The sequence below is a fragment of the Cupriavidus agavae genome (genome assembly GCF_004217045.1).
In the GTDB taxonomy this organism is placed as follows: domain Bacteria; phylum Pseudomonadota; class Gammaproteobacteria; order Burkholderiales; family Burkholderiaceae; genus Cupriavidus; species Cupriavidus agavae.
Map to the genome: position 1 here is coordinate 1214469 of NZ_SGXM01000001.1, position 26203 is coordinate 1240671.

At 67.4% G+C, this 26203-nt stretch carries 25 protein-coding genes; 8 read left to right on the plus strand and 17 right to left on the minus strand.

Going from position 1 to position 26203, the window contains the following annotated elements:
- Positions 1 to 30: 30 nt before the first annotated feature.
- From EV147_RS05485 to EV147_RS05525, 10 genes are all read right to left on the minus strand, one after another.
- Positions 31 to 384, minus strand: coding sequence for a Zn-ribbon domain-containing OB-fold protein (locus EV147_RS05485; protein ID WP_130390085.1), 354 nt, complete (start codon positions 382 to 384; stop codon positions 31 to 33).
- Positions 381 to 1529, minus strand: coding sequence for a thiolase family protein (locus tag EV147_RS05490; RefSeq protein WP_130390086.1), 1149 nt, complete (start codon positions 1527 to 1529; stop codon positions 381 to 383). The genes EV147_RS05485 and EV147_RS05490 overlap by 4 nt, the downstream gene beginning before the upstream one ends.
- Positions 1526 to 2734 carry an ABC transporter substrate-binding protein gene (locus EV147_RS05495; RefSeq protein WP_130390087.1) on the minus strand — a complete coding sequence of 403 codons (1209 nt, stop codon included), beginning with the start codon at positions 2732 to 2734 and terminating at the stop codon, positions 1526 to 1528. The genes EV147_RS05490 and EV147_RS05495 overlap by 4 nt, the downstream gene beginning before the upstream one ends.
- 69 nt (positions 2735 to 2803) lie before the next feature.
- The gene (locus EV147_RS05500) at positions 2804 to 3862 is read right to left on the minus strand and encodes a cyclase family protein (RefSeq protein WP_130390088.1); all 1059 of its coding nucleotides are present in this window, start codon (positions 3860 to 3862) and stop codon (positions 2804 to 2806) included.
- 3 nt (positions 3863 to 3865) lie between these two features.
- Positions 3866 to 4648, minus strand: coding sequence for an IclR family transcriptional regulator (locus EV147_RS05505; protein ID WP_130390089.1), 783 nt, complete (start codon positions 4646 to 4648; stop codon positions 3866 to 3868).
- 149 nt (positions 4649 to 4797) lie between these two features.
- The gene (locus EV147_RS05510) at positions 4798 to 6048 is read right to left on the minus strand and encodes an AI-2E family transporter (protein WP_130390090.1); all 1251 of its coding nucleotides are present in this window, start codon (positions 6046 to 6048) and stop codon (positions 4798 to 4800) included.
- Between the two features lie 210 nt (positions 6049 to 6258).
- Positions 6259 to 6414: a hypothetical protein gene (locus tag EV147_RS26070; RefSeq protein WP_198680171.1), complete on the minus strand. Its 156-nt coding sequence runs from the start codon at positions 6412 to 6414 to the stop codon at positions 6259 to 6261.
- Positions 6415 to 6630: 216 nt separating this feature from the next.
- Positions 6631 to 7068, minus strand: coding sequence for a hypothetical protein (locus EV147_RS05515; protein ID WP_130390091.1), 438 nt, complete (start codon positions 7066 to 7068; stop codon positions 6631 to 6633).
- An 84-nt stretch (positions 7069 to 7152) separates the two neighbouring features.
- Positions 7153 to 8832, minus strand: coding sequence for an MBL fold metallo-hydrolase (locus tag EV147_RS05520; protein WP_235844608.1), 1680 nt, complete (start codon positions 8830 to 8832; stop codon positions 7153 to 7155).
- 70 nt (positions 8833 to 8902) lie between these two features.
- Positions 8903 to 11275, minus strand: coding sequence for a DNA polymerase II (locus EV147_RS05525; RefSeq protein ID WP_130390092.1), 2373 nt, complete (start codon positions 11273 to 11275; stop codon positions 8903 to 8905).
- 147 nt (positions 11276 to 11422) lie between these two features.
- Here EV147_RS05525 and EV147_RS05530 point away from each other — a divergent pair, with 147 nt between their 5' ends.
- Together EV147_RS05530 and EV147_RS05535 are read left to right on the plus strand one after the other, a co-directional pair.
- A complete protein-coding gene (locus EV147_RS05530) occupies positions 11423 to 12106 on the plus strand; it encodes a hypothetical protein (RefSeq protein ID WP_130390093.1) in 684 nt (227 codons plus the stop codon).
- A 203-nt stretch (positions 12107 to 12309) separates the two neighbouring features.
- On the plus strand, positions 12310 to 12780 hold the full coding sequence (locus EV147_RS05535) for a MuF-C-terminal domain-containing protein (RefSeq protein WP_130390094.1): 471 nt from the start codon (positions 12310 to 12312) through the stop codon (positions 12778 to 12780).
- 150 nt (positions 12781 to 12930) lie between these two features.
- Here the strand turns inward: EV147_RS05535 and EV147_RS05540 are convergent, their stop codons facing one another.
- The 4 genes from EV147_RS05540 to EV147_RS05555 form a co-directional block, all read right to left on the minus strand.
- Positions 12931 to 13746 (minus strand): enoyl-CoA hydratase/isomerase family protein, encoded by an 816-nt coding sequence (locus EV147_RS05540; protein WP_235844609.1) that lies wholly within the window; start codon positions 13744 to 13746, stop codon positions 12931 to 12933.
- On the minus strand, positions 13743 to 14966 hold the full coding sequence (locus EV147_RS05545; RefSeq protein ID WP_130390095.1) for a CaiB/BaiF CoA transferase family protein: 1224 nt from the start codon (positions 14964 to 14966) through the stop codon (positions 13743 to 13745). The genes EV147_RS05540 and EV147_RS05545 overlap by 4 nt, the downstream gene beginning before the upstream one ends.
- Positions 14967 to 15018: 52 nt before the next feature.
- Positions 15019 to 16002: a Bug family tripartite tricarboxylate transporter substrate binding protein gene (locus EV147_RS05550; RefSeq protein WP_130390096.1), complete on the minus strand. Its 984-nt coding sequence runs from the start codon at positions 16000 to 16002 to the stop codon at positions 15019 to 15021.
- A gap of 66 nt (positions 16003 to 16068) precedes the next feature.
- Positions 16069 to 16986, minus strand: a complete 918-nt coding sequence (locus tag EV147_RS05555) for a LysR family transcriptional regulator (protein WP_130390097.1) — start codon at positions 16984 to 16986, stop codon at positions 16069 to 16071.
- Between the two features lie 225 nt (positions 16987 to 17211).
- On the opposite strand from EV147_RS05555, the gene EV147_RS05560 reads away from it, so the two are divergent.
- The 5 genes from EV147_RS05560 to EV147_RS05580 all read left to right on the plus strand — a co-directional run bounded on the left by EV147_RS05560 (position 17212) and on the right by EV147_RS05580 (position 22124).
- Complete coding sequence (locus EV147_RS05560) at positions 17212 to 17745, plus strand: BON domain-containing protein (protein ID WP_130390098.1); 534 nt, start codon at positions 17212 to 17214, stop codon at positions 17743 to 17745.
- A 31-nt stretch (positions 17746 to 17776) separates the two neighbouring features.
- Positions 17777 to 18001 carry a hypothetical protein gene (locus EV147_RS05565; RefSeq protein WP_130390099.1) on the plus strand — a complete coding sequence of 75 codons (225 nt, stop codon included), beginning with the start codon at positions 17777 to 17779 and terminating at the stop codon, positions 17999 to 18001.
- Between the two features lie 163 nt (positions 18002 to 18164).
- A complete protein-coding gene (locus EV147_RS05570) occupies positions 18165 to 18728 on the plus strand; it encodes a (2Fe-2S)-binding protein (RefSeq protein ID WP_130390100.1) in 564 nt (187 codons plus the stop codon).
- Positions 18725 to 19837, plus strand: a complete 1113-nt coding sequence (locus EV147_RS05575; protein WP_130390101.1) for an FAD binding domain-containing protein — start codon at positions 18725 to 18727, stop codon at positions 19835 to 19837. The genes EV147_RS05570 and EV147_RS05575 overlap by 4 nt, the downstream gene beginning before the upstream one ends.
- A complete protein-coding gene (locus tag EV147_RS05580; RefSeq protein WP_130390102.1) occupies positions 19830 to 22124 on the plus strand; it encodes a xanthine dehydrogenase family protein molybdopterin-binding subunit in 2295 nt (764 codons plus the stop codon). The genes EV147_RS05575 and EV147_RS05580 overlap by 8 nt, the downstream gene beginning before the upstream one ends.
- A 59-nt stretch (positions 22125 to 22183) precedes the next feature.
- Here EV147_RS05580 and EV147_RS26075 read toward each other — a convergent pair whose 3' ends face one another.
- The 3 genes from EV147_RS26075 to EV147_RS05590 are packed head-to-tail and all read right to left on the minus strand — an operon-like array spanning position 22184 to position 25075.
- Positions 22184 to 22336 (minus strand): hypothetical protein, encoded by a 153-nt coding sequence (locus EV147_RS26075; RefSeq protein WP_198680172.1) that lies wholly within the window; start codon positions 22334 to 22336, stop codon positions 22184 to 22186.
- A 28-nt stretch (positions 22337 to 22364) separates the two neighbouring features.
- Positions 22365 to 23864, minus strand: coding sequence for a UdgX family uracil-DNA binding protein (locus EV147_RS05585; RefSeq protein WP_130390103.1), 1500 nt, complete (start codon positions 23862 to 23864; stop codon positions 22365 to 22367).
- Positions 23861 to 25075 (minus strand): putative DNA modification/repair radical SAM protein, encoded by a 1215-nt coding sequence (locus tag EV147_RS05590; protein ID WP_130390104.1) that lies wholly within the window; start codon positions 25073 to 25075, stop codon positions 23861 to 23863. Before EV147_RS05590 ends, EV147_RS05585 begins: the two co-directional genes overlap by 4 nt.
- Before the next feature lie 141 nt (positions 25076 to 25216).
- On the opposite strand from EV147_RS05590, the gene EV147_RS05595 reads away from it, so the two are divergent.
- Entirely contained in the window at positions 25217 to 26059 is an 843-nt protein-coding gene (locus tag EV147_RS05595; RefSeq protein ID WP_130390105.1) for a class II glutamine amidotransferase, read from the plus strand.
- The last annotated feature ends 144 nt before the right edge of the window (positions 26060 to 26203 follow it).

Here is a 26203-nt window from a genome sequence, read left to right on the forward strand (position 1 = left end):
GTATATCTATATAGATAGGGGCGGGAGGAATCAGGCGCGCCGGAACCTCGGCAGCGGCTGTCCGTCGACGTGGAACACGCTGGCGCGCACGCGGTCGCCAATGGCGATGCCGGGGTCTGCGTGGCCCATCACGCGCGGGCCTTCGTCGAGCGTGGCGAGCACAAGCGTGTAGGGCACCAGCGCCTGGAACGCTTCAGTCGGGGCGCGGAACACCTCGGTCACGGCGTGAATGGTGGCCAGGCCGCTGCTATCGCGCCACGCCAACTGGCGGCTGCCGCAATGACCGCACGCGTGGCGCTGCAAGGGCTGCCAGGCGGCGCAGGTTTCGCAGACCTGGTAGCGCAGCAGGCCTGCGGCGAGTCCTTCGGTGTACGGGGATGTCATGCGGCGGCCTCCAGAACCAGGCTGACATGGGACGACAGCACGCCGCCATCGGCGTGGAACAGCGCACGCTGGCGCGGCGCGATCTGGCGCACCCCGGCGCGTCCGGCCAGTTGCCGGGCCGCTTCGGCCAGATGCATCAGCCCGCCCGCCACGCCGGAATGGCCGAACGCGAGCAGTCCGCCGTGGGTGTTGAGCGGCACCGGGCCGTCGCGCCCGAAGTCTCCGGCGCGCAGCCGCGCCACGGCACCGCCGCGCGGCGCGATGCCGAGTTCCTCCAGCAGCATGACCAGCGTGATCGTGAACGAGTCGTAGATGGCCAGGTAGTCGATATCGGCCACGCCGCGGCCGGCTTCCGCCAGCGCGCGACCGCCGGCCTGCGCCGCACCGGTCTCCATCACATCGTCGATGGCGCAAAGGTGCTGGTGCCGATGTGCCTGGCCCGCGCCGGCGATCCGCACCGGTGTCCCGGCGCCCGGCTCGGCGGACACGACCATGGCGACCGCGCCGTCCGAGATCGGGCAGCAGTCCGACAGCCGCAGCGGTGACGCGATGGCGCGCGCCGCGCGGGCCGCTTCGAGGGTCAGCGGTTCGCGCAGGTGGGCGTCCGGGTGGGCGGCGGCATGGGTGCGCATCAGCACGGCGAAGTCCGACAGCGCATCGGCCCCCATGCCGGTCTCGTGCAGATAGCGCGAGGCCAGCAGCGCGTAGTAGGCCGGCACCGAGGCGCCATTGGGCACCTCGATATCGGGCTCCCCGACCTGCGCCAGCGTCTGCACCGACTGGTCGCGGCTCTGCCCGCTCAGGCGGTTCTCGCCGGCCACCACCAGCACATTGCGGCAGCGTCCGGCCCGCACGAGGTCGTGGGCCAGCATCGCCATCAGCCCGCCTGTGGCGCCGCCGCCAGCCATGCCGTGGGCATAGGCCGGCTGCAGCGAGGCGAACTCGCAGAACCGGTCGGCCAGCATCAGGTGCGGCAGCGTGGTGGCATAGCCGCACAGCACGCCGTCGATCTCGTGGCGGCCCAGTCCGGCATCGCCGAGCGCGGCGTCCGATGCTTCGGCCATCAGCGTCAGCGGTGTGCTGCCGGGCAGACGGCCGAAGCGGGTGTTGCCGACGCCCCGGATAAAGGTCCGTGGCATCGTCATTTCTTTAAAAGCGGGCACTGGGACTTGGCCACGGGCATGAATGCCTGGTCGCCGGGGATCGTGGCGAGCAGCTTGTAGTAATCCCACGGGTATTTTGATTCCTCGGGCTTCTTGACCTCGAACAGGTACATGTCGTGGATCATGCGGCCGTCTTCGCGGATGCGGGCGTTCTTGGCGAAAAAGTCATTGATTGGCAGCGCCTTCATCTGTTTCATGACGGGCGCGGTGTCGTCGGTGCCGGCCGCCTGCACCGATTTCAGGTAGTGCGTGACCGACGAATAGACGCCCGCCTGGCTCATGTTCGGCATTTTCTTGACGCGGTCGAAGTACTTGCGCGACCAGGCCCGCGTGGCGTCGTTCATGTCCCAGTAGAAGCCCTCGGTCAGCACCAGCCCCTGGGCCGTCTTGAGCCCGATGGCGTGGATGTCGTTGATATAGAGCAGCAGCCCGGCCATCTTCTGGGTGCCGTTGCGGGTCAGGCCGAACTCGGAGGCGGCCTTGATCGCATTGACGGTGTCGCCGCCGGCGTTCGCCAGCCCCACGACCTGGGCCTTGCTCGCCTGCGCCTGGAGAAGATACGACGCGAAATCGCTGGTATTGATCGGATGCCGGGCCGCGCCCAGCACCTGGCCGCCGGTCTCGTTGACCACGGTCGTCGCCGATTGCTGAAGCGTATGGCCGAAGGCGTAGTCGGCGGTCAGGAAGAACCAGCTCTTGCCGCCGCGCTGGACCATGGCGCGGGCCGTGGAATTGGCCAGCGCGTAGGTGTCGTAGGCGTAGTGGACCGAGACCGGCGTGCAGAGATCGTTCGTGATGCGCTCGCTCCCGGGGCCGGAGAACACCACGATCTTGTTTTTCTGCCTGGCCACGTCGAGCACGGCCAGCGCCGGGGCCGAGGCGGCCACGTCGAGGATGGCGTCGACCTTGTCGGTATCGAACCATTCCCGGGCCTTGTTGGCGGCGATGTCGGCCTTGTTCTGGTGGTCCACCACCACCAGCTCCACCTTCTTGCCCAGCACCTTGCCGCCGAAGTCATCGATTGCCATCTGCGCGGCGGTGGCGCTGCCGCGCCCGGTGACATCGGCGTACAGGCCGCTCATGTCGAGCAGCAGGCCGATCTTGACGACATCGTCGGAGACGGCGGCGTGGGCGGTGAAGGACGCGGCGGCGATTGCTGCGGCGATGATGGGTTTTGTGCTTTTCATGTTGTCTCCTCCGGGTGGATTTTTTCTATGTCGGTTGGTCGATCCCTCGGACCAACCGGTACGACAACGCTACACCGTCGCCACCGGTGTCACCGGCGACCCTACCGCCCCCGGCAGCCGCAGCGGCGGCGCCGTCAGCATGAAGCGGGTGCGGCCATTTGCCCGCAGCCAGTCGGCCAGTTCGCGCAGGTGCCACAGTTCTCCCAGCGGCAGCCCGAGCTTGAACAGGCAGTGATGATGCAGCGGCAGCAGCGGGTGGGTCTTGGCGTCGTCGGGCGGGGGCAGGGCGGGATAGCGTTCCACGGCGTAGTTGTCGGCGATCAGCGCCGCGATGCCGGAATCGGTGATCCAGTTGAGCAGCCGGTCGTCGCGGCCGTTCAGCGCGCAGCAGCTGTGGTGGAGCACGTCTTCGTCGGGATTGCGCTGCATCGACAGCACCACCTCGGCAAAGCCGGTGCGCAGCAGCAGCATGTCGCCGGACTCCACTTCCACGCGGTGGGTTTCCATCGCCCGCATCAGGTCGTCGTAGCCCACGTTGCGGAACTCCTTGCCGAAGACTTCGGCCAGGTCCACCAGCACGCCGCGCCCCTGCATGCCCTTGACGGCGAAGTTCTCGATGCCGAGCGCGTCGGCGTGGCTGCCGTGGCCGTGGCCGCAGTCATGGGCCTCGAAATGGTCGTCCTCGGCGTAGTCCACGGGGCCGACGATGTCCGCGTTGGCGCGGAAGCCGTTGTAGTAGACGCGCTCGGGCCGGCCGTCGCCATCGGCGTCGAACAGCGCGCCCACGTGGGCCAGCGCATCCCATTGGGTGGAATATTGCAGGCTCAGCAGCACCTGGTCATCGCTGATCACGTCGGTGGCGGCAGGGTTGACCTTGGCCAGCGGAAAGTTCAGGTAGGGAATGTCGTCGCGGAAAGTGGGGCGCAGCTGCGGCGGGTGGCGGCGGGGGTTGAGCTTGTTGCCGCCGGGATAGTCGAGCGGCATCGACAGGCAGAAACTGAGGCCCGCCTGGATCTCGCGTGCGCCCTTGACCACCTGTTCGGGGCCGATCAGGTTGACACGGCCTAGCTGGTCGTCGGGGCCGAAATCTCCCCAGTTGGAACCTTCCGGACGTTGCTTCCAGCGCATGCTTCAATTATCCTGTTGTTGCAAAGGTTTTCGTGGCGTGGGGTGCCAGAGCGCCGCAATGGCGTCGGCCTCGCGGCGCAGCGCGCGGGCCAGCGCCGGCTCGCGCTCGGTAATCCGTTCGTTGAGGGCGGCGATGCTGATGGCGCCCAGCGGGTAGCCATCGGGGCCGGGCAGGGCGATGCCGACACCGCCCATGCGCTCCACCACCACATCGAGCAGCAGCGCATAGCCGCGCGCGCGCGTGGTTTCCACGTGGCGCCGCAGCAGGCCGGCGTCGATGCGGGGGTAGCGTTTCAGGGCCGGTTCGATGCAGGCGAGTACCGTGTCGACCTCGCTGTCAGGCAGGGCGGCCAGCAGCGCCAGGCTCCCGGCGCCCACGCCCAGCGGGCGGCGGCTGCCGATGTCGAGATAGTTGGCGCGGATCGGAAAAACGCCAAGTCGTAGCTCCAGGCAGACCGATTCCCAGCCGCTGGGGACCGAAAGAATCGCCGTATCTTCAAAAGCATTGGCGAGGCGGATCAGGGCGGGGCGGACCAGCGGGCGCAGATCGAGCCGGCGCTGCGCGGCGGCCTGGAGCGTCAGCCATTCGCGGCCGGGTGCGAATGCCTTGGTATCGGGGTCGCGCTCGACCATGCCTTCGGCCATCAGCGTATCGAGTAACCGCAGGGCCGACGCCTTGTCGACCTGCGCGGCGTTGGCGAGGTCGGTCAGCCGGGCGTGCCGGGAATCTGACAGCGCGCGCAGCAGACGGCAGGCTTTCTGCACCGAAGTGCTCTGGACAGTCACGGCAGGCCTCTCCCCCGAAGCTGAGATCGTGCGAATTTTACCGGCTGAAATCGTGCCGGTGCAGCAACGGCTCATTTATAGGGGATCGGCGCCGCACGGTCATTTTGCGGCGCATCAAAGTTTTGCGGGCAGAAACTGAGGCGGCTGGACTACTCGCCGAGGAACTCGGCCAGGACTTCGAGCCCCTCGACGTGATCGGCCACGACTTTGGCGATGACCGCGAGCGGAATCGCCAGCAGCATGCCCCAGGTGCCCCAGAGCCATGTGAACAGCAGCAGCGAGACGAAGACCGCCACCGCGTTCATGCGGGCCATGCGGCCGGTCATCCACGTGGTCATGCCGTTGCCGATCAGCGTGGCCACCAGCAGCGAGCCCCCGGCGGCGGCGGCCACCGGCGCCAGCGTGCCGAACTGCATGAAAGCGGCCACGCCCAGGCAGACGGCTGTCAGCAGCGAGCCGAAGTAGGGCACGAGGTGGAGCGCGGCGGCCACGATCGACCACGTGCCGGCGTTGTCCACGCCCAGATAGCGCAGCAGCACGTAGGTGCAGATGCCCAGCGAGGCATTGGTCACCACCAGCAACAGCATGTAGCGCTGGATCGCGCGGTTGATCTCGTCGAGCATGTGCACGCTGATTTTCTTCTGGCTGATGGTCTTGCCGGCCATCTTGATGAACTTGCGCTTGAACATGTCGCCGGCCAGCAGCAGGAACCAGGTCAGGAACAGCACCACCACCGCCTGGGCCAGCAGCGTGAAGACGCCGAGCCCGCCGGCCCAGAGCACCGTATTGAGGCTGTCGCCCGAGCTATCCACCACGATCCGCGCCCCGCGCGGCGTGGGGGGCTGGCCGGTGCCGCCCAGCACCGTGGCGGCGCGGCGGATCTTCTGCACCATCGAGTCGTCGCCGCTCAGCAGTTCGCCCAGGGAACGGGACAGCTTGCTGGCGATGTCCGGCAGCCGGTCCACGATCGACGAGACCTGGCCCTGCAACAGGTAGGCGCAGCACAGGATGACGCCCAGCAGGCCGAGCAGCACCACCGTGGCACCGATGGCCCGGGGTACGCGCTGGCGCTGTAGCCAGGCCACCATCGGATCGAGCAGGTAGGCGACCACGACGGCAAACACCACGGGAACCACGAATGCCTGCGCCACATGCAGCGCATAGAGCGAGGCCAGCGTGGCCAGCACCACGAGCGCCGTGCTGGTCCGTTGGAGCGCAAACGTCCAGGCTGGCGGCGTGAAATCGGGCGATGTCACCGGCGCGGCGGCGATGGCGATGTCTTCGGGGGCGACGGGTTCCGGCACGACCGTCTCGGGCGCGGCCGAGGGCTCGGCGCGCGGCGGGATGTCCGCGGCCGGCATGGCGGAAGAGGAAGGTACGGCCGGGGGCACAGTCGACATGGCTCGCGCTAGGGCAGTCTGGGAAGGACCTGCTCAGAGCATAGTGCGCGTGGACGCGGCGGGATGTCGGTGCGCGGAGGCGCGCGGTGTAGGACGGCGGCGCTCGGCGCCGCCACGGGGCGCCGCCGCCACCCAGGCCGGCAGCCACAAATGGAAAACGCCGGTCACGAGGACCGGCGTTTCCGATGAGGCAGGGTCATGCACGTTACGTCAGCGGGGTGGATCGTCAGCAGCGGGGCCAGAGGACGGATCGAGGCGCTGATGCGATTTGAGCAGGGGGTCGTTCTTGAGCATCCAGCGAGCACCAAAGGCAAGTGCGACGATACAGGCCAGCATATACGCAACGGTCGCAGTGAGAGTCAGCATGGTTTTCTTCACAGGCAGGGTTGCGACCGCAGAAGCCGCGGCACCCAAAAAACGGGCATCGCAGCGGGGCCGGATCGGAACGGATTGTATGTGACAGCAGACGTGATTCCGACCTCATTTCGCCTGAAAGTTTTTGTATGCCGATCTAAGTCCCATTAATATCAGCGCAATTTACGACAATTTCGCTTTTCTGCGAGGTTTCGCACAGACGTCCGCTCAGTAGAAGCACCCCATCGCGTACTGCTCGGCCCGTACCGCGCGGACGGCGTCACGATAGCGGTCGGCATGGCTCCAGTACTCGGTATGTTCCATGGCGCGCTCCGACGCCCGCGCCTGGTATTCGAGCGCCCGGCACTGGTTCCAGAACGTGTTCCGCGCCCGCCAGTCCTGTTCGTCCTCGCGGGCATTCCAGTTATCGATCTGGCGCGACAGCCGCGCGCGCTGGGCCAGGTAATCCTGCTCGTCGCGGCGCACCTTGGGCGCCTTGGTGACGGTGGTCACCTGGCCTTTCATCGCCCCGGTGACATTGCGGTAGCCGGCCGGGCAGGCCGAGGACGTATACAGCGTGTCGCGGTCGTTCTGGCACTTGGTGACGGCATGCGCGGCGCCCGGGGCGGCCAGCGACAGCAGCAGGACGGCAAGGATTCTGGACATGGCGGGGCCTTCGGCGAGTCGTGTTCCGATCACTGTAGGCAGCGCGGCAGGCACCGGCCAAGGCGGGAAAGGTATCCAGATATTTCAGCGCAGCGCCCAGATGCCGTCCGCCTCGGTGGCCACCGCATCTTTTTCCAGCTTGCGCAGATGCGCCATCAGCGAGCGCTGCGCCACCGGGTGCAGGCGCTCGGGTACGTCGTCGTAGACGCTCGCCAGCAAGGCGGCCACATCGGCCGGGGCCAGCGCGCGCAGCGCGTTGAGCACCTTGGCCTCGCGCTGCTGGCGGTGGCGGATCAGCAGCCGGATCGCGTCGTGAGGGCGCGGCATCAGGAAGCCGTGTCCGGGGGCGATCCAGTCCAGATCCTCGTCCAGCAGCGCCCGCAGCGACGCCAGGTAGGCGTGCATGTCGCCATCGGGCGGGTTGATGACCACCGTGGAGCCCTGCATCACGTGATCGCCGGTGAACAGCGTTTTCTCTTCCTCAAGCAGGAAGCACAGGTGGTTCGAGGCATGCCCCGGGGTGTGGATCACCCGCAGCGTGCTGTCCGGACCCAGCACGATGCGGTCTCCATGCTCGGGCATGTGGTCGGGCCGGAAGGTCGGGTCCTGCCGGTCGGCCACGGCGGTCACGCGCCCCCAGACCGGTGCCAGGGTGGCCTCGCGCAGCCGGACCGAGCCGGGCGAGTGGTCGAGGTGGGTGTGCGTGGTCAGGATCAGCTTGACCGGCCCCGGCGCGGCGGCCATCACGGCGGCGAAGTGTTCGGGATCGTCGGGACCGGGATCGATCACCGCCCAGGTGTTGTCGGCGCCGGCCACGAAATAGGTGTTGGTGCCGGGGCCGGTCATCACGTTGCCGTTGTTGGCGGTCACGCGCCAGACCCGTTCCGAGAGCCGCACCGGCAGCGCCGGCTCCAGCGCGTAGCGGCCGTGGCCGGCACCATCGGGATCGATCCGCGCGATCTCCGCGTAGCACGGCTCTTCCGGCATCACGGGCCGCTGGCCCCTGGGGCCCTCGGCCAGGCGCGGCATCACCAGCGCGATGTTGCGCTGCGCGCGGGCGTGGTCGAAACATTCCTGCGCCGAGGCAAAGTGCGCGATCGACTGCAGGATGCGGCGCGTGGCGTTGACCAGCGTCAGGTTGCTGGCCGGATCGGCGGCCTCGCCGGGACGCATCCAGCGGTGCTCCACGGCCTCCACGCCATCGTGGATCGCGGTCTGGCCGGCCGGCAGGATGGCCATGAAGAAGCGCGTGTCGAAGCGCTTGGCCAGGCCGGGCGGGGTCAGCCAGTAGGCACAGTAGGCCAGCTTGTCGACGGCCAGCGTCAGGCCCAGCATCTCGCAGACATGGGCCAGCCCCTTGCCGCCGTAGCTGGCGGCCTCGCGCAGCTGGCGGTGTACCTCGTCGCCGAGGTCGTCCAGCCGGACGATCTGCCCGGTGGAATCGTAGGCAAACAGCAGGTTGGCTTCCTCGAACGCCTCGCGCACGGCGCACAGGTGGTAATCGAGGCCGTGCCCCGGCACACCCAGGCACAGGCTGGCGGCGGCATCGTCGAGCCCCGCGCAGAACGGGTGCAGCGCCGCGTCCTGCGGGTCCAGCACGCCGCCCGGAAACACGAACGCCCCGGCGCTGCGGTCATCGGCACGCTGCGGGCGGCGCATCAGCAGCACTTCCATGCCCTGCGGCCCGTCGCGCAGCACGAGCATGCTGGCGGCGTGGCGCATGGCCTTGGATCGGTCGGGGGAGGCGGGGGCGGCAGTGGACATGGCGGGACGAATGCTCTGCGGATTCTTTTTGGGGAAGGGAGAGGATACCGCAGAGTCCGGACCTGGCCGCCTACTCCCCGAACAGCGCCATCTGTCCGCTCAGCAGCGTGCCGAAGTCATCGTCCAGGAACGGCAGGATCGCGTCGGCAATCGGCTGGAGCTGCCGGGTGACGTAATGGTCGTAGTCGAGCGGCGCCGCGCGGGTTTCCAGCGGTTCCGGCCCGGCCAGCGTCATCACGTAGCTGATCCACCCGCCGTTCTGGTATTGCCGGGGCCGGCCGTGGCGCTCGTTGTACTCGTCGGCGATACGCGCCGCGCGGACGTGGGGCGGCACGTTGCGCTGGTAGTCGCCGAGCTGGCGGCGCAGGCGCTTGCGGTAGATCAACTGGTCGTCGAGCTCGCCGGCCAGCGTGCGGCGCACGGTGTCGCGCACATAGTCCTGGTACGGCTCGCGGTTGAAGATCTTCTCGTACAGCGTCTGCTGGAACTGCTGGGCCAGCGGCGACCAGTCGGTGCGCACGGTTTCCAGCCCCTTGAAGACCATCTCGGGCCGCCCATCGGCGCGCATTACCTGTCCGGCGTAGCGCTTCTTGCTGCCGAGGTCGGTGCCGCGGATCGTCGGCATCAGAAAGCGCCGGAAATGTGTCTCGAACTGCAGTTCGAGCGCGCTCTCCAGCCCGTAGGTCTGCCACAGGTGGTCGCGCCACCAGTCGTTGACGTACGCCACCAGGCTGCGCCCGATGCTGGCGGCGTCTTCCTCGGGCCGGGCGCGGCGCAGCCACACGAAGGTGGAATCGGTGTCGCCGTAGATCACCTCGTAGCCGCGCGCCTCGATCAGTTCGCGGGTCTGGCGCATGATCTCGTGCCCGCGCATCGTGATCGACGACGCCAGGCGCGGATCGAAAAACCGGCACCCACTTGATCCCAGCACCCCGTAGAACGCGTTCATGATGATCTTGAGCGCCTGCGAGAGCGGCTTGTTGCCGTCGCGCTTGGCCGCCTCGCGGCCTTGCCAGACCCGTGCGACGATGGCCGGCAGGCAGTGCTTCGTGCGCGAGAAGCGGGCGCCCCGGAAACCGGGTACGGAATCGGCATCGCCGGGATGCGCCAGCCCCTCCACCAGCCCCACCGGATCGATCAGGAACGTGCGGATGATCGACGGATACAGGCTCTTGTAGTCGAGCACGAGCACCGACTCATAGAGCCCCGGCCGGGAATCCATCACGAAGCCGCCCGGACTGGCCTCGGGGGCGGTATCGCCGAGGTTCGGCGCCACGTAGCCCTGCCGGTGCATCAGCGGCATGTACAGATGCGTGAACGCCGCCACCGAGCCGCCGTTGCGGTCGGCCGGCAGGCCCGTCACCGAGGCGCGTTCGAGCAGGAACGGCAGCAACTCCGTGGCCTGGAAGATGCGCGTCACGAGTTCGCAGTCGCGCAGGTTGTAGCGGGCCAGCGCGGGCTTGTCCTGGGCGAACATCCGGTCGATCTCGGCCATGCGGTCGTAGGGGTTGTCGATCGCCTTGCCTTCGCCCAGCAGCGTCCGCGCCACCGATTCCAGGCTGAATGACGGGAAACTCCACGTGGCCGAGCGTAGCGCCTCGATGCCGTCGATGACCAGCCGGCCGGCCGCCGCCGCAAAATAGTGCTGCTGGCGGTTGTGCTCGCGCCATTCGAGCTCGGCGCCGCCCCGGCCCAGGCGCAGCGGCATGCCGTATTGCGTGGCGTGTTCGCGCAGCACGCGCAGGTCGAACTGCACCAGGTTCCAGCCAATGATCGCGTCCGGATCATGCCGGGCCATCCAGTCGTTGAGCCGTTCGAGCAGGTCCCGGCGCGTGGCGCAGTAGTCGAGCTGGAAATCGACGGCCTCGGCAGGGTTCTGCGGTGCCGGCCCCAGCATGTAGACCTGCCGCTGCCCGCACCCTTCGAGCGCAATCGAATAGAGATCGCCGAACGCGTTGGTCTCGATGTCGAGCGACGCCAGCCGCAGTGGCGGCCGGTAGCCGGCGGCCGGCTTCATCTGAGCGTTGCGCAGGATGCCATCGGCCCCGGCCTCGCCGTCGAACCAGACCGGCGCGGTAATGAAGCGCTCCATCATGTAGCGCTCGGGCGGCCGGATATCGGCCTCGTAGACATCTACCCCGGCATCGCGCAGCGCGCGGTCCAGCCGGATCAACTGGCGATGCTGCTGGCAATAGAGCCCCAGCACCGGCCGCTGCTGAAAATCCTGCAGCGGCAGCTCGCGCAGTTCCACGTCCCCCCGCTCGCCGCGCAGCACCGCCTCGGCCGCCGCCCGCTGCGCAGCCGGCACGAACGCGGTGGAAGGCTGCGGCGACAGCCGGAGCCGGCGCGGCCCATCGTCAGTGGCCAGCCAGAACTCGACTTCGGTACCCGCGGGGGTGTCGCGCCAATGGCGGGTGAGGATGAAACCCTGGTGGAGGGGCACGGGGGTGAAGCAGGGTGGATGTGCCGGGATTTTAACGGAGACGCGGCAGGCAGGGGCTCGCGGCTAGGACTTCAGCGATTTCTTGGGTTGGTGGGCGGATTTTGGCGCTTTTCCGATCTCGAAAGGAGAGGTGGTTGGATAGATTCGATGTCCTTCAACGAGGTGCCGGGCTGCCTTGTGCCGTTCTGCGCGGTGAATGAGGTGCTACGGCTGCATTTTCTGTTTGCAACGACTGATAAGGATATCTCCATGCAGCGCAGGCAATTTCTTCCGCTTCTTCTGGTTTCGTTGCTCGGCACTTCGGGTTGCGTGACCCGGGGAATGTATGAGGCCGATAACTATCCGGACTACGAGCTCTACACGGAAACAGTCAGCCAAATCCTGATGAGTCAGGACGGCAAGAAACTGGTCGTCGTAGCGCCTCTTTACCATTACATATTCGATGCACCTCCCGGCCTGGTCGACCTTCTGAATTCACCGTTGCGCGAAAAGCTCTCCGCCAACTTCTCGGTGTTTACCGTGACGAGAGAGAACGCGGTATCTGGAAACGTGGAAGTGAAGGGTACCGGCGCAAAACAGCCTGCGCTCACGCTACATGGCACGCGCTATCGGGCAGGCACCAAGGCGTTGCCGTTACAGGCCGAGGCATTGAACCAGACCTATGCGGTCACGGTCAGGGAGGAAACGCCATCGGCACCGCTACCCCTGAAGATCCTTGCTACGCCGCTTACCGTGGCCGCAGACGGCGTTATCGTGCTGCTCGCCATTCCTTTGGTTCCCATTTTTGCCGTCGGCATCATCTCCGGGGCCATACCTTTTCGCATCATGTGATCACGTCCACGGCCCGCAGCCCCAAGTTGTCCTCTGCTAACCGGATCATTGCGATAAGAAAACTTATCGCAATGGTCGCGGTTCGTTCGAGTTCATGGCATCGGGACAGTGTTCAAGACGAGACCGGCGTCAAAGAGTGGTGAAGGTGGAAGTGCTACCTTCGTCACCTTCTTTGTACGCATCTCTTCGAGGGCGGTCCAATCTTGAAAGATCCAAACTATGAACTGATTCTGGAAACGACATGTGCAACGCTACGTGGCGGTTGCGCGACAGAGGTGAGTCGGATCAAAGCTCGGGCGATTCGACTTGGCGCGACGCCGGAGCTTTACTACCCGTATGGTTTCCCTGCGGCGCCGCTTGCCATGGCCGTTGCAGACTTGGACAAAATACTATTCCGCCATGGCGTGCCGATCCGATTCCTGAAGGGAATCTATGGCACTTTGCTTGAGCCCAAAGCGATCTTCAGAAGTCGAACCAGAGCAACGTCGATCGGCAGCAGCGCAGTCGTTCTTACCTTCGAGGCCAATCACCTCGGGCCGCTCGTGGTTGCAATGCACGCGGCGGTGTCGCTTGGACGTGAGCGCGTGAACATGGTGAAGTCGATCTATGCCAAGGAGGATCGCGCCTTTGAATCGGAATGGCGCCAGCAGGGCTTGCTGCTGTGGGAGAGGTAAGGGCAGGAGAAATGGAAAAGGGCCGTCAGATGACGGCCCTCGAATGTGACCACCTACGCGACACGACTGTCCGGCTCTAATTGCCCTAAGTGGGACGCCCCGCAAGTGGTACTCCGATTATAAGGGCTGCGTTTCAGCCTGACAAGTAGCCTACTCCCCCCGCCACCGCGGTGCCCGTTTTTCCACGAACGCTTCCACGCCTTCCATGAAATCCCGGCTGCCGTAGCAGCGCCGGACCAGGTCGTCGGTATCGGCTACGGCCTCCACGGTCTGGCGGCGCAGGGCTTCCTTGGCGGATTGCTGGGTCACCGGCGCAAGTTTGGCGAGTTTTTCGCACAGGGCGGCCACTTCGGCGTCGAGTTCGTCGGGTTGGCGGATGCCTTCGAGGAAGCCGCAGGCCAGCGCTGCGTCCGCATCGAGGATCTGCGCCAACAGCAGCATGCGGCGCACCGGTTGCAGGCCCCAGGCGGCGCGCAGCTTGGCCAGGTTCTGGGCCGAGAGCGTGTTGCCGAGCGTGCGGGCAATCGGCACCCCGAACCGGGCATTGGGCGTGGCGAGGCGGAAATCGCAGGCAGTGGCGATGGCCAGCCCGCCGCCGACGCACCAGCCGTCGACCACGGCCACGGTGGGCATGGGCAGTTTCTCGACCAGGGCGATGCCCTCGTCGATCCGTTCCTCGTAGGCAATGCCGTCGTCGCCGCTCTGGAACGCGCGGAACTGGGCGATGTCCGTACCGGCCACGAACGCCTCGCCACCGGCGCCGCGCATGACTACCACGCGGATGCCGGCGCCGCCGTCGCCGGCGAGGTCGCGGCAGTGCTGGCCCAGTTGCTCGTACATCGTCCACGTCATCGCGTTACGCGCGGCAGGGCGGTCGAAGGTGAGGGTGGCGACCTGCCCCTGCACCGCCAGCGTGACCTGCCCGGCCTCGGGCGTGCGGTCCATCGTGCTGGCCGGGGCCGTCATGCGCCGAACGCGCCGGCTGCGGCCAGCGCCTCCTTCTGGTCGTGATCGATGCCGAGTTCGGCGAGCACCTCGTCGGTGTGCTGGCCCAGCAGCGGCGGGTGGCGCCGCACCTGCTGCGGCGTGCCGCCCATCTTGACGGCGAAGCCGATGTTCGGGACCTTGCCCTCGATGGGGTGGTCGATTTCGATGCGCATCTGGCGGTGCTTGCCGTGCTCGCTGTCGAACGCCTGCGGGTAGGTCAGGATCGGCCCGGCCGGAATGCCCACTTCGAGCAGCGATTCAATCCACTCGTCGCTGGTTTTCTGCGCGAAGGTCCGCTCCAGTTCGGCGATCAGCGCCGCGCGGTTGGCAAGCCTGAGGGCGACCGTCGAGAATCGCTCGTCGGCCAGCAGGTCGTGCCGGTCCAGTGTCTGGCAGAGCAGTTGCCAGAGCTTCTGGTTGGTGGCGCCCATCACGAAATAGCCATCGGCGGACTTCATCGCCTGGTACGGGGCGCTCATGCGGTTGGCCGTGCCGAGCGGTTCGGGCTCGCGCCCGGTGCCCCAGTATTCGGACGTGTCCCAGATCGAAAACGCCATCGCCGAATCGAACAGCGACGCGTCGACGTACTGGCCCTTGCCGGTCTCCTTCGCGCCGATATAGGCGGCCAGCATGCCGTAAGTGGCGAACAAGGCGCATCCGATGTCGGCCACCGGCACGCCGCACTTGACCGGGGCGTCGCCGGGGTAGCCCGTCACGCTCATCACGCCCGACATGGCCTGCGCCATCAGGTCGAAACCCGGGCGCTTGGCCCACGGGCCAGACTGGCCAAAGCCCGAGATGCTCACATAGACCAGCTTCGGGTTGATTTCGGCCAGCGTGTCGTAGTCGATGCCGAGCCGCTTCATCACGCCGGGGCGGTAGTTCTCCACGAGGATGTCGGCGGATTCGGCCAGCTTGTAGAGCACCTCGCGGCCGGCCTCGGTCTTGAGATCGAGCGTCACGCTGCGCTTGTTGCGGTTCATGTTCAGGAAGCCCATGCTGTCCGGGCCCTTCATCTTGAATCCCATGGCGCCGCGCGTCTGGTCGCCGCCGTCAGGGGGCTCGATCTTGATCACGTCGGCGCCCAGGTCGGCCAGCAGCATGCAGGCGTAGGGGCCGGCCATCACCTGGCAGACGTCGAGCACGCGCACGCCAGCCAGCGGCAGCGGACGATCGGAGGAGGTGTTGGGTTGCGTCATCGTTGGATTCCGTAGGCAATCATGTTCGGGGGAGGGCAGGGTCCGCAGTGCGTCAGGCTTCGGCCTTGACGCCGGCCTGCTTGACGACCTTGCTCCACTTGGCGGATTCCGACGCGATGAACGCGCCGAACTGCTGGCTCGTGCCGCCCGAATCCTCGGCGCCGAAGCTCTTGAGTTTCTCGGCCACGTCGGGCATGGCCAGCGCCCGGTTCACGTCCTGGTTCATGCGCTGCACCAGCGCCGGCGACATGCCCTTGGGGCCCACCAGCCCGTACCACGAGGCCGCGTCGAGGCCCGGGAAGCCCGATTCGGCCAGCGTCGGCACGTTGGGCTGGCTGGCGGCGCGCTTCAGGCGCGTCTGGGCGATGGGGATCACCTTGCCCTGCGCGATGAACGGCGTGGCGGCGGTCATGGTGTCGAACGCATAGTCGATCTGGCCGCCCAGCAGGTCGGCGATCAGCGGGCCCGAGCCCTTGTACGGCACGTGCACCACGTCGATCTTGGCCTGCATCCGGAACAGTTCCAGCGCCAGATGCTGCGCCGAGCCAATGCCGGACGAGCCGAACGAGATCTGGCCGGGCTTCTTGCGGCACAGCGCGACGATATCGGCCACCGAGCGCACTTTCTGCTCGGGGCGGCAAGTCAGCATGTTGGGGGTCACGCCCACCATGGAGATGGGCGAGAAGTCGGCCACCGGGTCGTACTTGACGTCGAGCAGGGCCGGGCCGATGGCGTGGCTGTTGACGTGCGCCATCAGCAGCGTGGTGCCGTCAGGCGGCTGCTTGGCCACGAAGGCGGCGGCAATGGCGCCGGTGGCGCCGGGCTTGTTTTCAACCACCACGCTGGTGTTCCACATCATGCCGAGCTTCTGGCCGATCACACGGGCCAGCACGTCGGTGCCGCCGCCGGGCGCGAAGCCCACCACCACGCGGACCGGGCCGGTCGGCAGGTCGGCGGCGCGGACCAGGCTCGGGAAGGCCAGGGAGGGCAGGGCCAGGCCGGCGGTCGCCCCGAGAAGGAATTGTCTGCGCTGCATGAGGTGTCTCCATATGGGAATCGTTATGGATCCCATGATGGGCAAGGCGGGCAGCGCGGGCTATCGCTATTTTGGGGAGTCAGGTTTCGCATTTTGCGCAAGCACCGCCAGCACGCCCAGGGCGGCTGACGACAGCGCGTCGTCGGGACGGTGGCACAGCACGAACTGGCGCTCGGCCCAGGGCTCGGCGATCGGTACCCGCACGAAGCGGCTGCCGCCCGCGATTTCTGCGGCGATGGCCTCGGGCATGACCCCCACGCCCAGGCTCTGGGCCACCAGTGCGGCGATGCTGTCGAACCCGCCCACGCGCATCCGCATGCGCGGCACGCGGCCCGCCTCCTCGGCCAGCCGGTCGAGCATGATCGAGATGGCCGAGCTTTCGCCGAGCGTGATCAGGTCGCAGTCGAGCACATCGGCCAGCGCCACCTTGCGCCGCCGCGCCAGGGCATGGCCGCGCGCCACCACAAGCTGGAGGCGGTCGGTGCGGTACGGCGCGGTGGGCAGGTCCACCATGCCGAGGCTGCCTTCGTAGATGCCGATATCGACCGTGCCCCGGCGCAGCGCCTGCTGGACTTCCTGGCTGTTCATCTCCTGCAGGTCCACCCTCACCCCGGGGCACACCACGGCGCAGCGCTGGATATCGAACGGCAGGAACTGGATCACGGCCGATTTGGGCGCCGCCACGCGTACCACGCCAAGGTCGCCGCCGACGAACGAGGCGGCGTCGTCCTGCATCCGCTGCACGGTATGGGTGATGCCCCGTGCGTGCGCCAGCAGCGCGCGGCCGGCCTCGGTCAGGCCCATGCCGTGCGGCAGCCGTTCGAACAGCGCCACGCCAAGCTGGCCTTCGAGTTCCAGCACGCGCCGCGAGGCGGCGGCCGCCGCCAGGTGCAGCCGCTCGGCCCCGCGCGTGATGCTGCCGAGTTCGGCCACGGCAATGAAAAGCTGGACGGTGGTCAGGTCGAAGTGGAGACGGTTGGTCACGGTGGCGGGCGAGGGCGGGGCGTTGGCCGAAGCGGAGACGGGGGCTCCGCATTATAGGCCGGGGCGCGGGAGCCACCATCCGGTAAGGCCGTACTACCGGTATGCAGGATTTACCCGGCTGCCGGCCCGCCGGCCCCGGTCCGGCAAGGCTTTGCGGGCTTGGCACGATCGATGCATCGCCACACCGGAAACTCCCTGCATCCACCGATCGAAAGGAGACTGCACATGGCCGATCCGAACAAGCCCTCGCTGACCGACTACCACTACGGCGGCCACAGCGCCGTGCGCGATGACCGCAGCAACCTGCCCGAGGCGCCCGCCGGCGAACCCTCCGGCATGGTCAAGCCGCAGAGCCACGACAACCTGCCGACCACCCCGTACGTGCCGTCCGGGGGCAAGGAACCCGAAGGCGTGGAGCGCTACGGCATGTACGGCGTGGCGCCCGGTGCCAGCGCACCCGAACCGCTCGTGGCCGGCACGCGGCCCGTACCCGGCCCGGCATCGCTGGGCCAGTACGACAACCGCGACATGGATGCCGTGGCGCCGCTGAGCGACCTGCAGCGCCGCGAGGTCCTGGACGAACGGCTGGCCGCCATCGTCGATCCGGGCGTGGTCACGGCGGAATTCAGCGATGGCGCCTGCACGCTGCATGGCACCGTGCGCGATGCCGCCACGCGCGACCGCGTGGAAGCGCTGGCGCGCGAAAGCCTGCCGGGCTGCGAGATTCGCAACGAACTGGCACTGACATCGGTCTCCTGACCGCGCCACGCCGGAGACAGGGAGGGCGCACATGCTCACCGAAGCGCAATTCGACCAACGGGTCAGGCAGTTGCTGACCGATACCGTGCCCGCCGCCACCCGCCGGGGCTGGAGCGAAGCCGAACTCAACACCTGGTGGAACTCCGTCGCCACGGCGGACGGGCAACTGATGGCCTACCGGCCGAGCGGTGATGCCCCGCCGCTCGACGCCGCCATCCGGGCCTGCCGGGGACTAATTGGCGAAGGCGCGGCCTAGGCCCGGCAAGCTTTACACCGGCGCGCCTTCCAAACTGCAAAGCGGGGCACGGAAGGTGCGCCGCCATCGACCCGCCGCCGCCCACCGGGCCGGGTACGACATTTGCGCGCCCGCACTGCATCACAACATCCCCCACTGGCACGCCCCCTTGCCGGAGACCCCCATGGACGCCCTCGTCACGCCGGGACTCGCTCCCGATACCCACCTTACGCACCTGCGCATCAACGGCCGCGAGTACCAGCTGGAAGTTCCGGCCTGGATGACGCTGCTCGACCTGCTGCGCGACGTGCTCGACCTGACCGGCACCAAGAAAGGCTGCGACCACGGCCAGTGCGGCGCCTGTACGGTGATTGCGGACGGGCGCCGCATCAACGCCTGCCTGGCGCTGGCGGTGGCCTACGATGACGCGGATATCACCACCATCGAGGGCGTGGCCGCGCTCCACGGCGGGCCCGGCCTGCACCCGGTGCAGCAGGCATTCATCGCCTGCGACGCGTTCCAGTGCGGCTATTGCACCCCGGGCCAGATCTGTTCGGCCGTGGCGCTGCAGGACGAACGCCCGCCGCGCAACCGGGCCGAGATCCGCGAGCGGATGAGCGGCAACCTGTGCCGGTGCGGCGCGTATCCGCAGATCGTCGAGGCGGTGTCGCGCGTACTGCTGGCCGAGGGCCGGCAGGTGGACGCGTTGTCGGTGGGCGACGACGCCAACCGGAGCCAGCAGCCATGAATCCGTTCCGCTATGTCCGCGTGGACACCGTTCCCGAGGCACTGGCCGCGATGGCTGGCATCCAGCTGGGCGAGGATGTCAACGCCCGCGCGCGCCCGTTCGCTGGCGGCACGAACCTGCTCGACCTGATGAAGGAAAACGTGATGCAGCCGGGCACGCTGATCGATATCGGCCGGCTGCCGCTGCGGCAGATCGATTGCCTGCCCGACGGCACGCTGCATCTGGGTGCGATGGCGCGCAATGCCGATACCGCCGAGCATCCGGTGGTCTGGGACCGCTTTCCGCTGCTGCGCGCGGCGATCCTGGCCGGCGCTTCGGGCCAGATCCGCAACATGGCCACCAACGGCGGCAACCTGCTGCAGCGCACGCGCTGCTACCACTTCTACGACGCCGGGGTGCCGTGCAACAAACGCCAGCCCGGCAGCGGCTGCCCGGCGGCGCGCGGCCTGGCCCGGCAGCACGCCATCCTTGGTGCCAGCCCGGATTGCATCGCCACGCACCCCTCGGACATGTGCGTGGCGCTGGCCGCGCTCGACGCCACGGTGCACGTGGAATCGGTGCGCGGGCCGCGCGAGATTCCGATGACCGCGTTCCACCGCCTGCCCGGGGACCGGCCCGACATCGACACGGTGCTGCAGCCGGACGAACTAATCACGCATATCAGCGTGCCGCCGAACCCGTACGCGGGCCATAGCGCGTATCTGAAGGTGCGCGAGCGGGCGTCTTATGCGTTTGCGCTGGTGTCGGTGGCGGCGGCGCTGGAGATCGGCGCGGACGGGCTGATCGCCAGCGCCCGCCTGGCGCTCGGCGGCGTGGCGCACAAACCGTGGCGCGACCCTGACGCCGAGGCGCTGCTGGCCGGCAAGCCCGCCACCGAAGCAAGCTTCGCCGAAGCCGCCGCGCTGGTGCTGCGCGAGGCGCGGCCCTGGGGTGGCCCGGCGCTGCCCGAAAGCACGCCCGGCAATGCGTTCAAGATTCCGCTGGCCCAGCGCGCCATCGTGCGGGCGCTGGAAATGGCCGCTGCCGGCATCCTGACCAATACCGGGCAGGACGCCTTTGCGAACGACCCGACGTGGAACGACGGGAACGAGGGGATGCATCATGACTGACACCACGCTGGCACCGTTCGAGATCGACCAGCAGCCACTGGCCCCGCCGGGCACCGGCCGGGCCGGCATTGGCACGCCGGTACCCCGCATCGACGGCGAGGCCAAGGTCACCGGCGCGGCCCGCTACGCCGCCGAGCATCCGGTGCCGGACCTGTGCTATGGCGTGGTGGTCAACAGCACGATTGCGCGCGGCCGCATCGTACGGATCGACAGCGAGGCGGCGCGCGCCGTGCCCGGCGTCATCGACGTGCTGACCCACGAGAACCGGCCCCCAATGCGCTCGATGCGGCTGTTCTACAAGGACATGACCGCGCCGGCCGGCATGCCGCTGCGCCCGCTGCACGACGACGCCATCGGCTACAGCGGCCAGCCCGTGGCGCTGGTGGTGGCCGAGACCTTCGAGGCCGCGCGCCACGCCGCCGCGCTGGTGCACGTGGAATACGAGGAAAAGCCGCACGAGACCCACCTGCTGGCGCGCCGCGACGACGCCCACGACCCGGGCGGTTTCAAGGCCGGCTTCTCGAAGCCGCCCAAGCCCAAGGGCAACCCCGACGCGGCCTTCGCGCAGGCCGAGCTGACCGTCGATGCCGAGTTCTACGCCGGTGCCGAACACCACAATCCGATGGAGATGCACGCCAGCACGGTCATCCGCGACGCGCGCGGGCACCTGACGATCTACGACAAGACGCAGGGTTCGCAAAATTCGCGCTGGATGGTGTCGCGCGTGTTCGGCCTGCCCAAGCGCAAGGTGACGGTGCGCAATCCGTTCGTGGGCGGCGCGTTCGGCTCGGGGCTGCGGCCGCAGTACCAGTTGCTGCTGGCCGTGATGGCCTCGCTGCAACTGAAGCGCTCGGTGCGGGTGGTCATGACGCGCCAGCAGATGTTCACGTTCGGGCGCCGCCCCGAAACCTGGCAGCGGATACGGCTGGGCGCCACGCGCGACGGCCGGCTGACCGCGCTGATCCACGAAGCCGTGGCCGAGACCTCGCGCGACGAGGACTACGTGGAAGTGGTGGTGAACTGGTCAGGGCAGCTCTACGCCTGCGACAACCTCCGCTACGTCTACAAGGTGGTGTCGCTGGACCGGTCCACCCCGATGGACATGCGCGCGCCGGGCGCCGCCCACGGCGTGCACGCGCTGGAAATCGCCATGGACGAACTGGCGTACGCCGCCGGCATCGATCCGCTTGAACTGCGCCGCATCAACTACGCCGAGCGCGACAGCAACGCCGGCCTGCCATTTTCGACCAAGCAGTTGATGGAGTGCTACGCGCAGGGCGCCCGCGCCTTCGGCTGGAACGCCCGCCAGCCGGCGCCGCGCTCGATGCGCGACGGCCATGAACTGGTGGGATGGGGCATGGCCACCGGTACCTGGGACGCCATGCAGATGGCGGCCCGCGCCAGTGCCAGGCTGCTGGCCGACGGCCGGCTGGAAATCGGCTGCGCGGCGACCGATATCGGCACCGGAACCTATACGGCGATCTCGCAGATCGCGGCCGAGGTCATGGGCATGGCGCTGGAACGGGTGGTGTTCCGGCTCGGCGATTCAGACTTGCCGTTCGCGCCGATCGAGGGCGGGTCGTCCCATATCGCCACGGTGGGTTCGGCCGTCCACGGCGCCTGCGAGAAGCTGCAGCGCCAGCTCTGGCGCCTGGCGCGCGAGATTCCCGAGCGGGGTTTCGACAAATGCGCGTTCGAAGACGTGGCGTTCCGCGACGGCAACATCGTCCGCGTGGACCGCCCCGAAACGGCGATGCCGCTGGAAGCCGTGCTGCTCTCGAAAGGCCGGACGCACCTGGAAGTGCGCCACCTGCTGCTGCCAGACCTGCCGAAGCAGAAACAATCGGTGCGCGCCGTGCATTCGGCGGTGTTCTGCGAGGTCAAGGTGGACGAGGTGCTGGGCGCGATCCGGGTGACCCGGGTGGTCAGCGCCGTGGCCGCCGGCCGCATCGTGAATCCGCTGACCGCGCGCAGCCAGATCACCGGCGGCGTGGTCTGGGGCATCAGCCAGGCGCTGTTCGAGGAAACCCACGCGGACCACCGGCTCGGACGCTTCATGAACCACAACCTGGCCGAGTACCACATTGCGTCGAATGCCGACATCGGCGACATCGATGTGATCTTCGTCGACGAAGACGACCGCATCGTCAGCCGCTTCGGGGCAAAAGGGGTAGGGGAGATCGGCATCGTCGGTGTGGCAGCGGCCATCAGCAACGCCATATTCCACGCCACGGGGAAACGGTTCAGGACCACGCCGATCACGGCGGACAAGGTGGTGAGCGCGTGAACGTGCCTGCCCGCTGTGCGTGCTTCCCTCTCCCGCTCGCGGTGGAGGGGAGCACACCATCACCGCTCCCGCGTCGTCTCGATCCCCACGTCCACCACTCCATATGCGGTCACCCCCGACTGGCCATCGTCGTAGCCGGTCCGGCTGGCGCAGCCAGACATCGCGCCAAACAGCAGAAGCGCGCCAAGCGCGGCAACAAGTGACTTTTTCATCGTGAACCTGCAAAAACGGTGACTGGAATCACTCCGACGCCGGCCCGGCCGCAAAAGTTTCCTCCTCGGCCAGCCGCCGGGCCTGGGTCAATGCTGCCAGGATCTCGGCTTCGACGCTGGCGCGGGCGGCCGGATTGTCCACGCGCAGGGCATAGGACGGGTGCCAGGTTGCCACGATCCAGGTGTCTCCGAGCCGAATCGGGGTGGCCATCGCATCGCGCAGCCGTACTTTTTCGCGCACGACGGCGCCCAGCGCGGTAGCGCCAAGCGTGACGATGACCTTCGGACGTATCCGCGCCAGTTCCTGGTCGAGCCAGTGCGCGCAGGCTTCCACCTCAAGCTGGCCGGGCGTCTTGTGCAGGCGCCGTTTGCCGCGCGCAACCCATTTGAAGTGCTTGACGGCGTTGGTCAGATACAGACTGTCACGCGCGACGCCCGCCCCGCGCAGTGCCTCGTCAAGCACATTGCCGGCCGGGCCGACGAATGGCTCGCCCGACAGATCCTCCTGGTCGCCGGGCTGTTCGCCGACCACCATGATCCGCGCCGTCTCGGGGCCGCGCCCCGGCACGGCCTGGGTGGCATGACGCCAGAGGTCGCAGTTCCGGCACTGGTCGAGCGAAGTGGGCGCGGGCCGAACCGGCAGCGCCTGTTCGGCATCGACCGCGACCTGTTTGCCGCGCATGCTGCCGACCGTCGCCGCCTGTCCCACGCGGCGGGCGCCGTTGCGCGCCTCGGCGATCATTTCGGGAATCAGCGCTGCTTCGGGCAGGCCCTTCCAGAAACGCACCGGCATATGCTGGTGCAACGCGGCCTCGTTGAGCCGGGCCGGGTTGAAGATGTTCTTGTAATAGGCGATCCACAGTGGCTCGATCTGGTCGGCGCCGGCCCGGAACGCGCTGGCGTCAGCCGGAGCGGGCGAGTAGCGAATGGTCTGGCCGTCCCACGTGGCCGCCCCGTCCGGCGTGCCGATCCACCACGTAGCCCCGCCCATCCGCTTCGCAAAATGGTCGGCCGCGTAGGCCAGCACGTCGTGGTCAGGCTCGTACCAGGCGAGGTACTTGGGCAAGTCGTCGCCGACGCCCACCGTCATGTCCGGGCGGCGCTCCTGAAACCGCACGTAGGCAATCATGTCGTGCTGGGCGCGCCGTACCGCCTTGGCCATCGCGTAAAGCCGCGCGCCATCTTCATCGGCGGCCGACGCCACGGAGCGGTCGCCATGCGCCCAGCGCCACAGCACGCGGTACAAAAACGCCCAGCGCTGCGCCGAGCGATGGTGCGCGGCGTCGCGCAGCAGGGCGGCCAGTTCCTTCGAAACCTTGACGTCCACCACGCCAGCGCCGGGCAACGCTGCCGGCGCGGCATCCACGCCGAGCGACAGTTGTCCCGAGGCTGCCGACGAGGCAGCGCCTTGCGCATCCCAGGACACCGACTCGGGCGGCCAGCCCTGCGCCAGCGCATGCCGCGCCTGCTTGCGCCAGCCTGCATAACCGCCGTCGACGCTCAGCACGGGCGCGGCAATGTCACTCATATCAGCGCGAGTTGCTGCGGCGCGGGCGCCAGCGCCCGGCGCAGTTGCTCCGAAGATGGTTCGGCCAGCGCGGGCTTGTAGTCCTGCGTCACGACGAATGCCTTGACCGTATCCATAGCGCAGCGCAGCCGGATCAGGTCCTGGTAGCGGATGGCCCGCGTACGTCGTAATTCCGCCAAACGCTTGGCGTTGCGCATGCCGATGCCAGGCACGCGGGCGATCAGCCGCTGCGGCGCGCGGTTCAGGTCAACCGGGAACGACTCCCGATGGGCCAGCGCCCAGGCCAGCTTCGGGTCGATATCGAGCGGCAGCGCGCCGTCTTTCTGGAACAGTTCCTCGGCCCGGAATCCATAGCCGCGCAGCAGGAAATCGGCCTGGTACAGCCGGTGCTCGCGCAGCAGCGGCGGCGCCTGGGCGGGCAGGGCGGAAGGGCTGTCAGGAATGGGACTGAACGCCGAGTAGTAGACGCGCTTGAGCTTGTAGGCGCCGTATAGCGTCTGGGCCGTCTGAAGGATGGTGCGGTCGTCGGCCTCGTCGGCGCCCACGATCATCTGGGTGCTCTGGCCTGCCGGCGCGCGGGCCGTGGGCGGCAATTTCTCGACTTCGGCTTCCTCCTGGGCCAGCCGGATCGAACCCATCGCACGCTTGATCGTATGGACATTCTTCTCGGGCGCCAGCCGCTGCAGGCCGCCGTCGGTGGGCAGTTCGATGTTGACGCTGAGGCGGTCCGCAAACTGGCCTGCTTCGCGGATCAGGCGCGGATCGGCGTCCGGAATCGTCTTCAGGTGGATGTAGCCTCGGAACTGATGCTCCTCGCGCAACGAACGTGCCACCTGCACCAGTTGCTCCATCGTGTAGTCGGCGCTGCGGATGATGCCCGAGCTCAGAAACAGACCGTCGATGTAGTTGCGCCGGTAGAACTCCAGCGTCAGGTTGACCACTTCGGCCGGCAGGAAGCGGGCGCGCGGCACGTTGCTGGACCGCCGGTTCACGCAGTATTGGCAGTCGTACTGGCAGAAATTGGTCAGCAGGATCTTCAATAGCGACACACAGCGGCCATCCGGCGTGAAGCTGTGGCAGATCCCGGCGCCCGTGGTGGCGCCAAGTCCGGCACGGCCGACCGAATCGCGTGTGGGGGCGCCGCTGCTGGCGCATGATGCGTCATATTTCGCCGCATCAGCCAGGATTTCGAGTTTCTTGAGCAGTTCCATGACGGGATACTGTATGGATGTACAGTATTCTACGCGAGCGGTGGAATAGCGCAATCTCCAGTTTTCCTACTTCAAGAAATGGCGACCCTTGCTATGCTGAAGTGGAGATACCGCTACCAAAACTCGCAGAGGAGGGGAGATATGTGCCGTTGGCTGGCCTATTCGGGTCGTTCCGTACCGCTGGAAGCCGTGCTGTTCCAGCCGGAACATTCGCTGATCGACCAGAGCCTGAACGCCAGACTTGGCCATACCACGACGAACGGCGACGGTTTCGGCGTGGGCTGGTACGGTCGGCATTCCGAACTGCCGTTCCGCTACCGCTGCCTGCATCCCGCCTGGAGCGACACCAATCTGCGCGAAACGGCGCGGGCGGTGCGGGCGCCGCTGTTCGTGGCCCACGTGCGGGCGGCTACCGGCACGCCGACACAGGAGACCAACTGCCATCCGTTCCGCTTCGGCCGATGGCTGTTTGTCCATAACGGCCTGATCCGCGAATACCCCCAGTTGCGGCGCGAGTTGATGCTGGCCGTGGCGCCACACCTGTTCCGCTGGATCGAGGGCTCGACCGATTCCGAGGTGATGTTCTTCCTGGCGCTGACCTTTGGCCTGGAACGCGACCCGCGTGGCGCCCTGGAGCAGATGGCCGGCCTGATCGAGGAAACGGCACGGCGCTGCGACGTGCAGAACCCGCTCAACATGACGGTCTGCGTAACGGACGGCAAGCAGATCGTCGCGGTCCGGTATTCGAGCGAAGGCGCATCGCGGTCGCTGTTCCACAGCACGTCGTTCCGCCAATTGCGTGCGCTATATCCGGACGACCCCCGCATCATCGCCGCCGGCGACGACGCCTTCCTGGTGCTGTCCGAACCGCTGATCGACGTGCAGGACGTCTGGGAGGAAATCCCCGAATCGACGATCCTCGTAGCCCGCAGCGGCGCCATCGAACGGCAGCGGTTCAAGCCGAGGCTGCCAGAGATGGAGTGAGGTTGGGGGGATGGCGGGATGGGGAGTTCGGGTGTCTGTTTTGGGGGTTATATTATTTAACATAATAACCATTATTGACATGGTGGGTGTCACGGCCAAGTTTTAATGTCGTACCTGAGCTAGATTGAGATGTCGTACCCCAAG

Bases quoted from the DNA above. Each gene is read 5' to 3' on its own strand.
- EV147_RS05585 (WP_130390103.1), bottom strand. From the start codon at position 23,864: ATGAGTGACATTGCCGCGCCCGTGCTGAGCGTCGACGGCGGTTATGCA.
- EV147_RS05545 (WP_130390095.1), bottom strand. From the start codon at position 14,966: ATGACGCAACCCAACACCTCCTCCGATCGTCCGCTGCCGCTGGCTGGC.
- EV147_RS26075 (WP_198680172.1), bottom strand. From the start codon at position 22,336: ATGAAAAAGTCACTTGTTGCCGCGCTTGGCGCGCTTCTGCTGTTTGGC.
- EV147_RS05550 (WP_130390096.1), bottom strand. From the start codon at position 16,002: ATGCAGCGCAGACAATTCCTTCTCGGGGCGACCGCCGGCCTGGCCCTG.
- EV147_RS05560 (WP_130390098.1), top strand. From the start codon at position 17,212: ATGGCCGATCCGAACAAGCCCTCGCTGACCGACTACCACTACGGCGGC.
- EV147_RS05495 (WP_130390087.1), bottom strand. From the start codon at position 2,734: ATGAAAAGCACAAAACCCATCATCGCCGCAGCAATCGCCGCCGCGTCC.
- EV147_RS05540 (WP_235844609.1), bottom strand. From the start codon at position 13,746: ATGACGGCCCCGGCCAGCACGATGGACCGCACGCCCGAGGCCGGGCAG.
- EV147_RS05515 (WP_130390091.1), bottom strand. From the start codon at position 7,068: ATGTCCAGAATCCTTGCCGTCCTGCTGCTGTCGCTGGCCGCCCCGGGC.
- EV147_RS05520 (WP_235844608.1), bottom strand. From the start codon at position 8,832: ATGTCCACTGCCGCCCCCGCCTCCCCCGACCGATCCAAGGCCATGCGC.
- EV147_RS05490 (WP_130390086.1), bottom strand. From the start codon at position 1,529: ATGACGATGCCACGGACCTTTATCCGGGGCGTCGGCAACACCCGCTTC.
- EV147_RS05530 (WP_130390093.1), top strand. From the start codon at position 11,423: ATGTCCTTCAACGAGGTGCCGGGCTGCCTTGTGCCGTTCTGCGCGGTG.
- EV147_RS05575 (WP_130390101.1), top strand. From the start codon at position 18,725: ATGAATCCGTTCCGCTATGTCCGCGTGGACACCGTTCCCGAGGCACTG.
- EV147_RS05500 (WP_130390088.1), bottom strand. From the start codon at position 3,862: ATGCGCTGGAAGCAACGTCCGGAAGGTTCCAACTGGGGAGATTTCGGC.
- EV147_RS05565 (WP_130390099.1), top strand. From the start codon at position 17,777: ATGCTCACCGAAGCGCAATTCGACCAACGGGTCAGGCAGTTGCTGACC.
- EV147_RS05580 (WP_130390102.1), top strand. From the start codon at position 19,830: ATGACTGACACCACGCTGGCACCGTTCGAGATCGACCAGCAGCCACTG.
- EV147_RS05595 (WP_130390105.1), top strand. From the start codon at position 25,217: ATGTGCCGTTGGCTGGCCTATTCGGGTCGTTCCGTACCGCTGGAAGCC.
- EV147_RS05590 (WP_130390104.1), bottom strand. From the start codon at position 25,075: ATGGAACTGCTCAAGAAACTCGAAATCCTGGCTGATGCGGCGAAATAT.
- EV147_RS05485 (WP_130390085.1), bottom strand. From the start codon at position 384: ATGACATCCCCGTACACCGAAGGACTCGCCGCAGGCCTGCTGCGCTAC.
- EV147_RS05570 (WP_130390100.1), top strand. From the start codon at position 18,165: ATGGACGCCCTCGTCACGCCGGGACTCGCTCCCGATACCCACCTTACG.
- EV147_RS26070 (WP_198680171.1), bottom strand. From the start codon at position 6,414: ATGCTGACTCTCACTGCGACCGTTGCGTATATGCTGGCCTGTATCGTC.
- EV147_RS05510 (WP_130390090.1), bottom strand. From the start codon at position 6,048: ATGTCGACTGTGCCCCCGGCCGTACCTTCCTCTTCCGCCATGCCGGCC.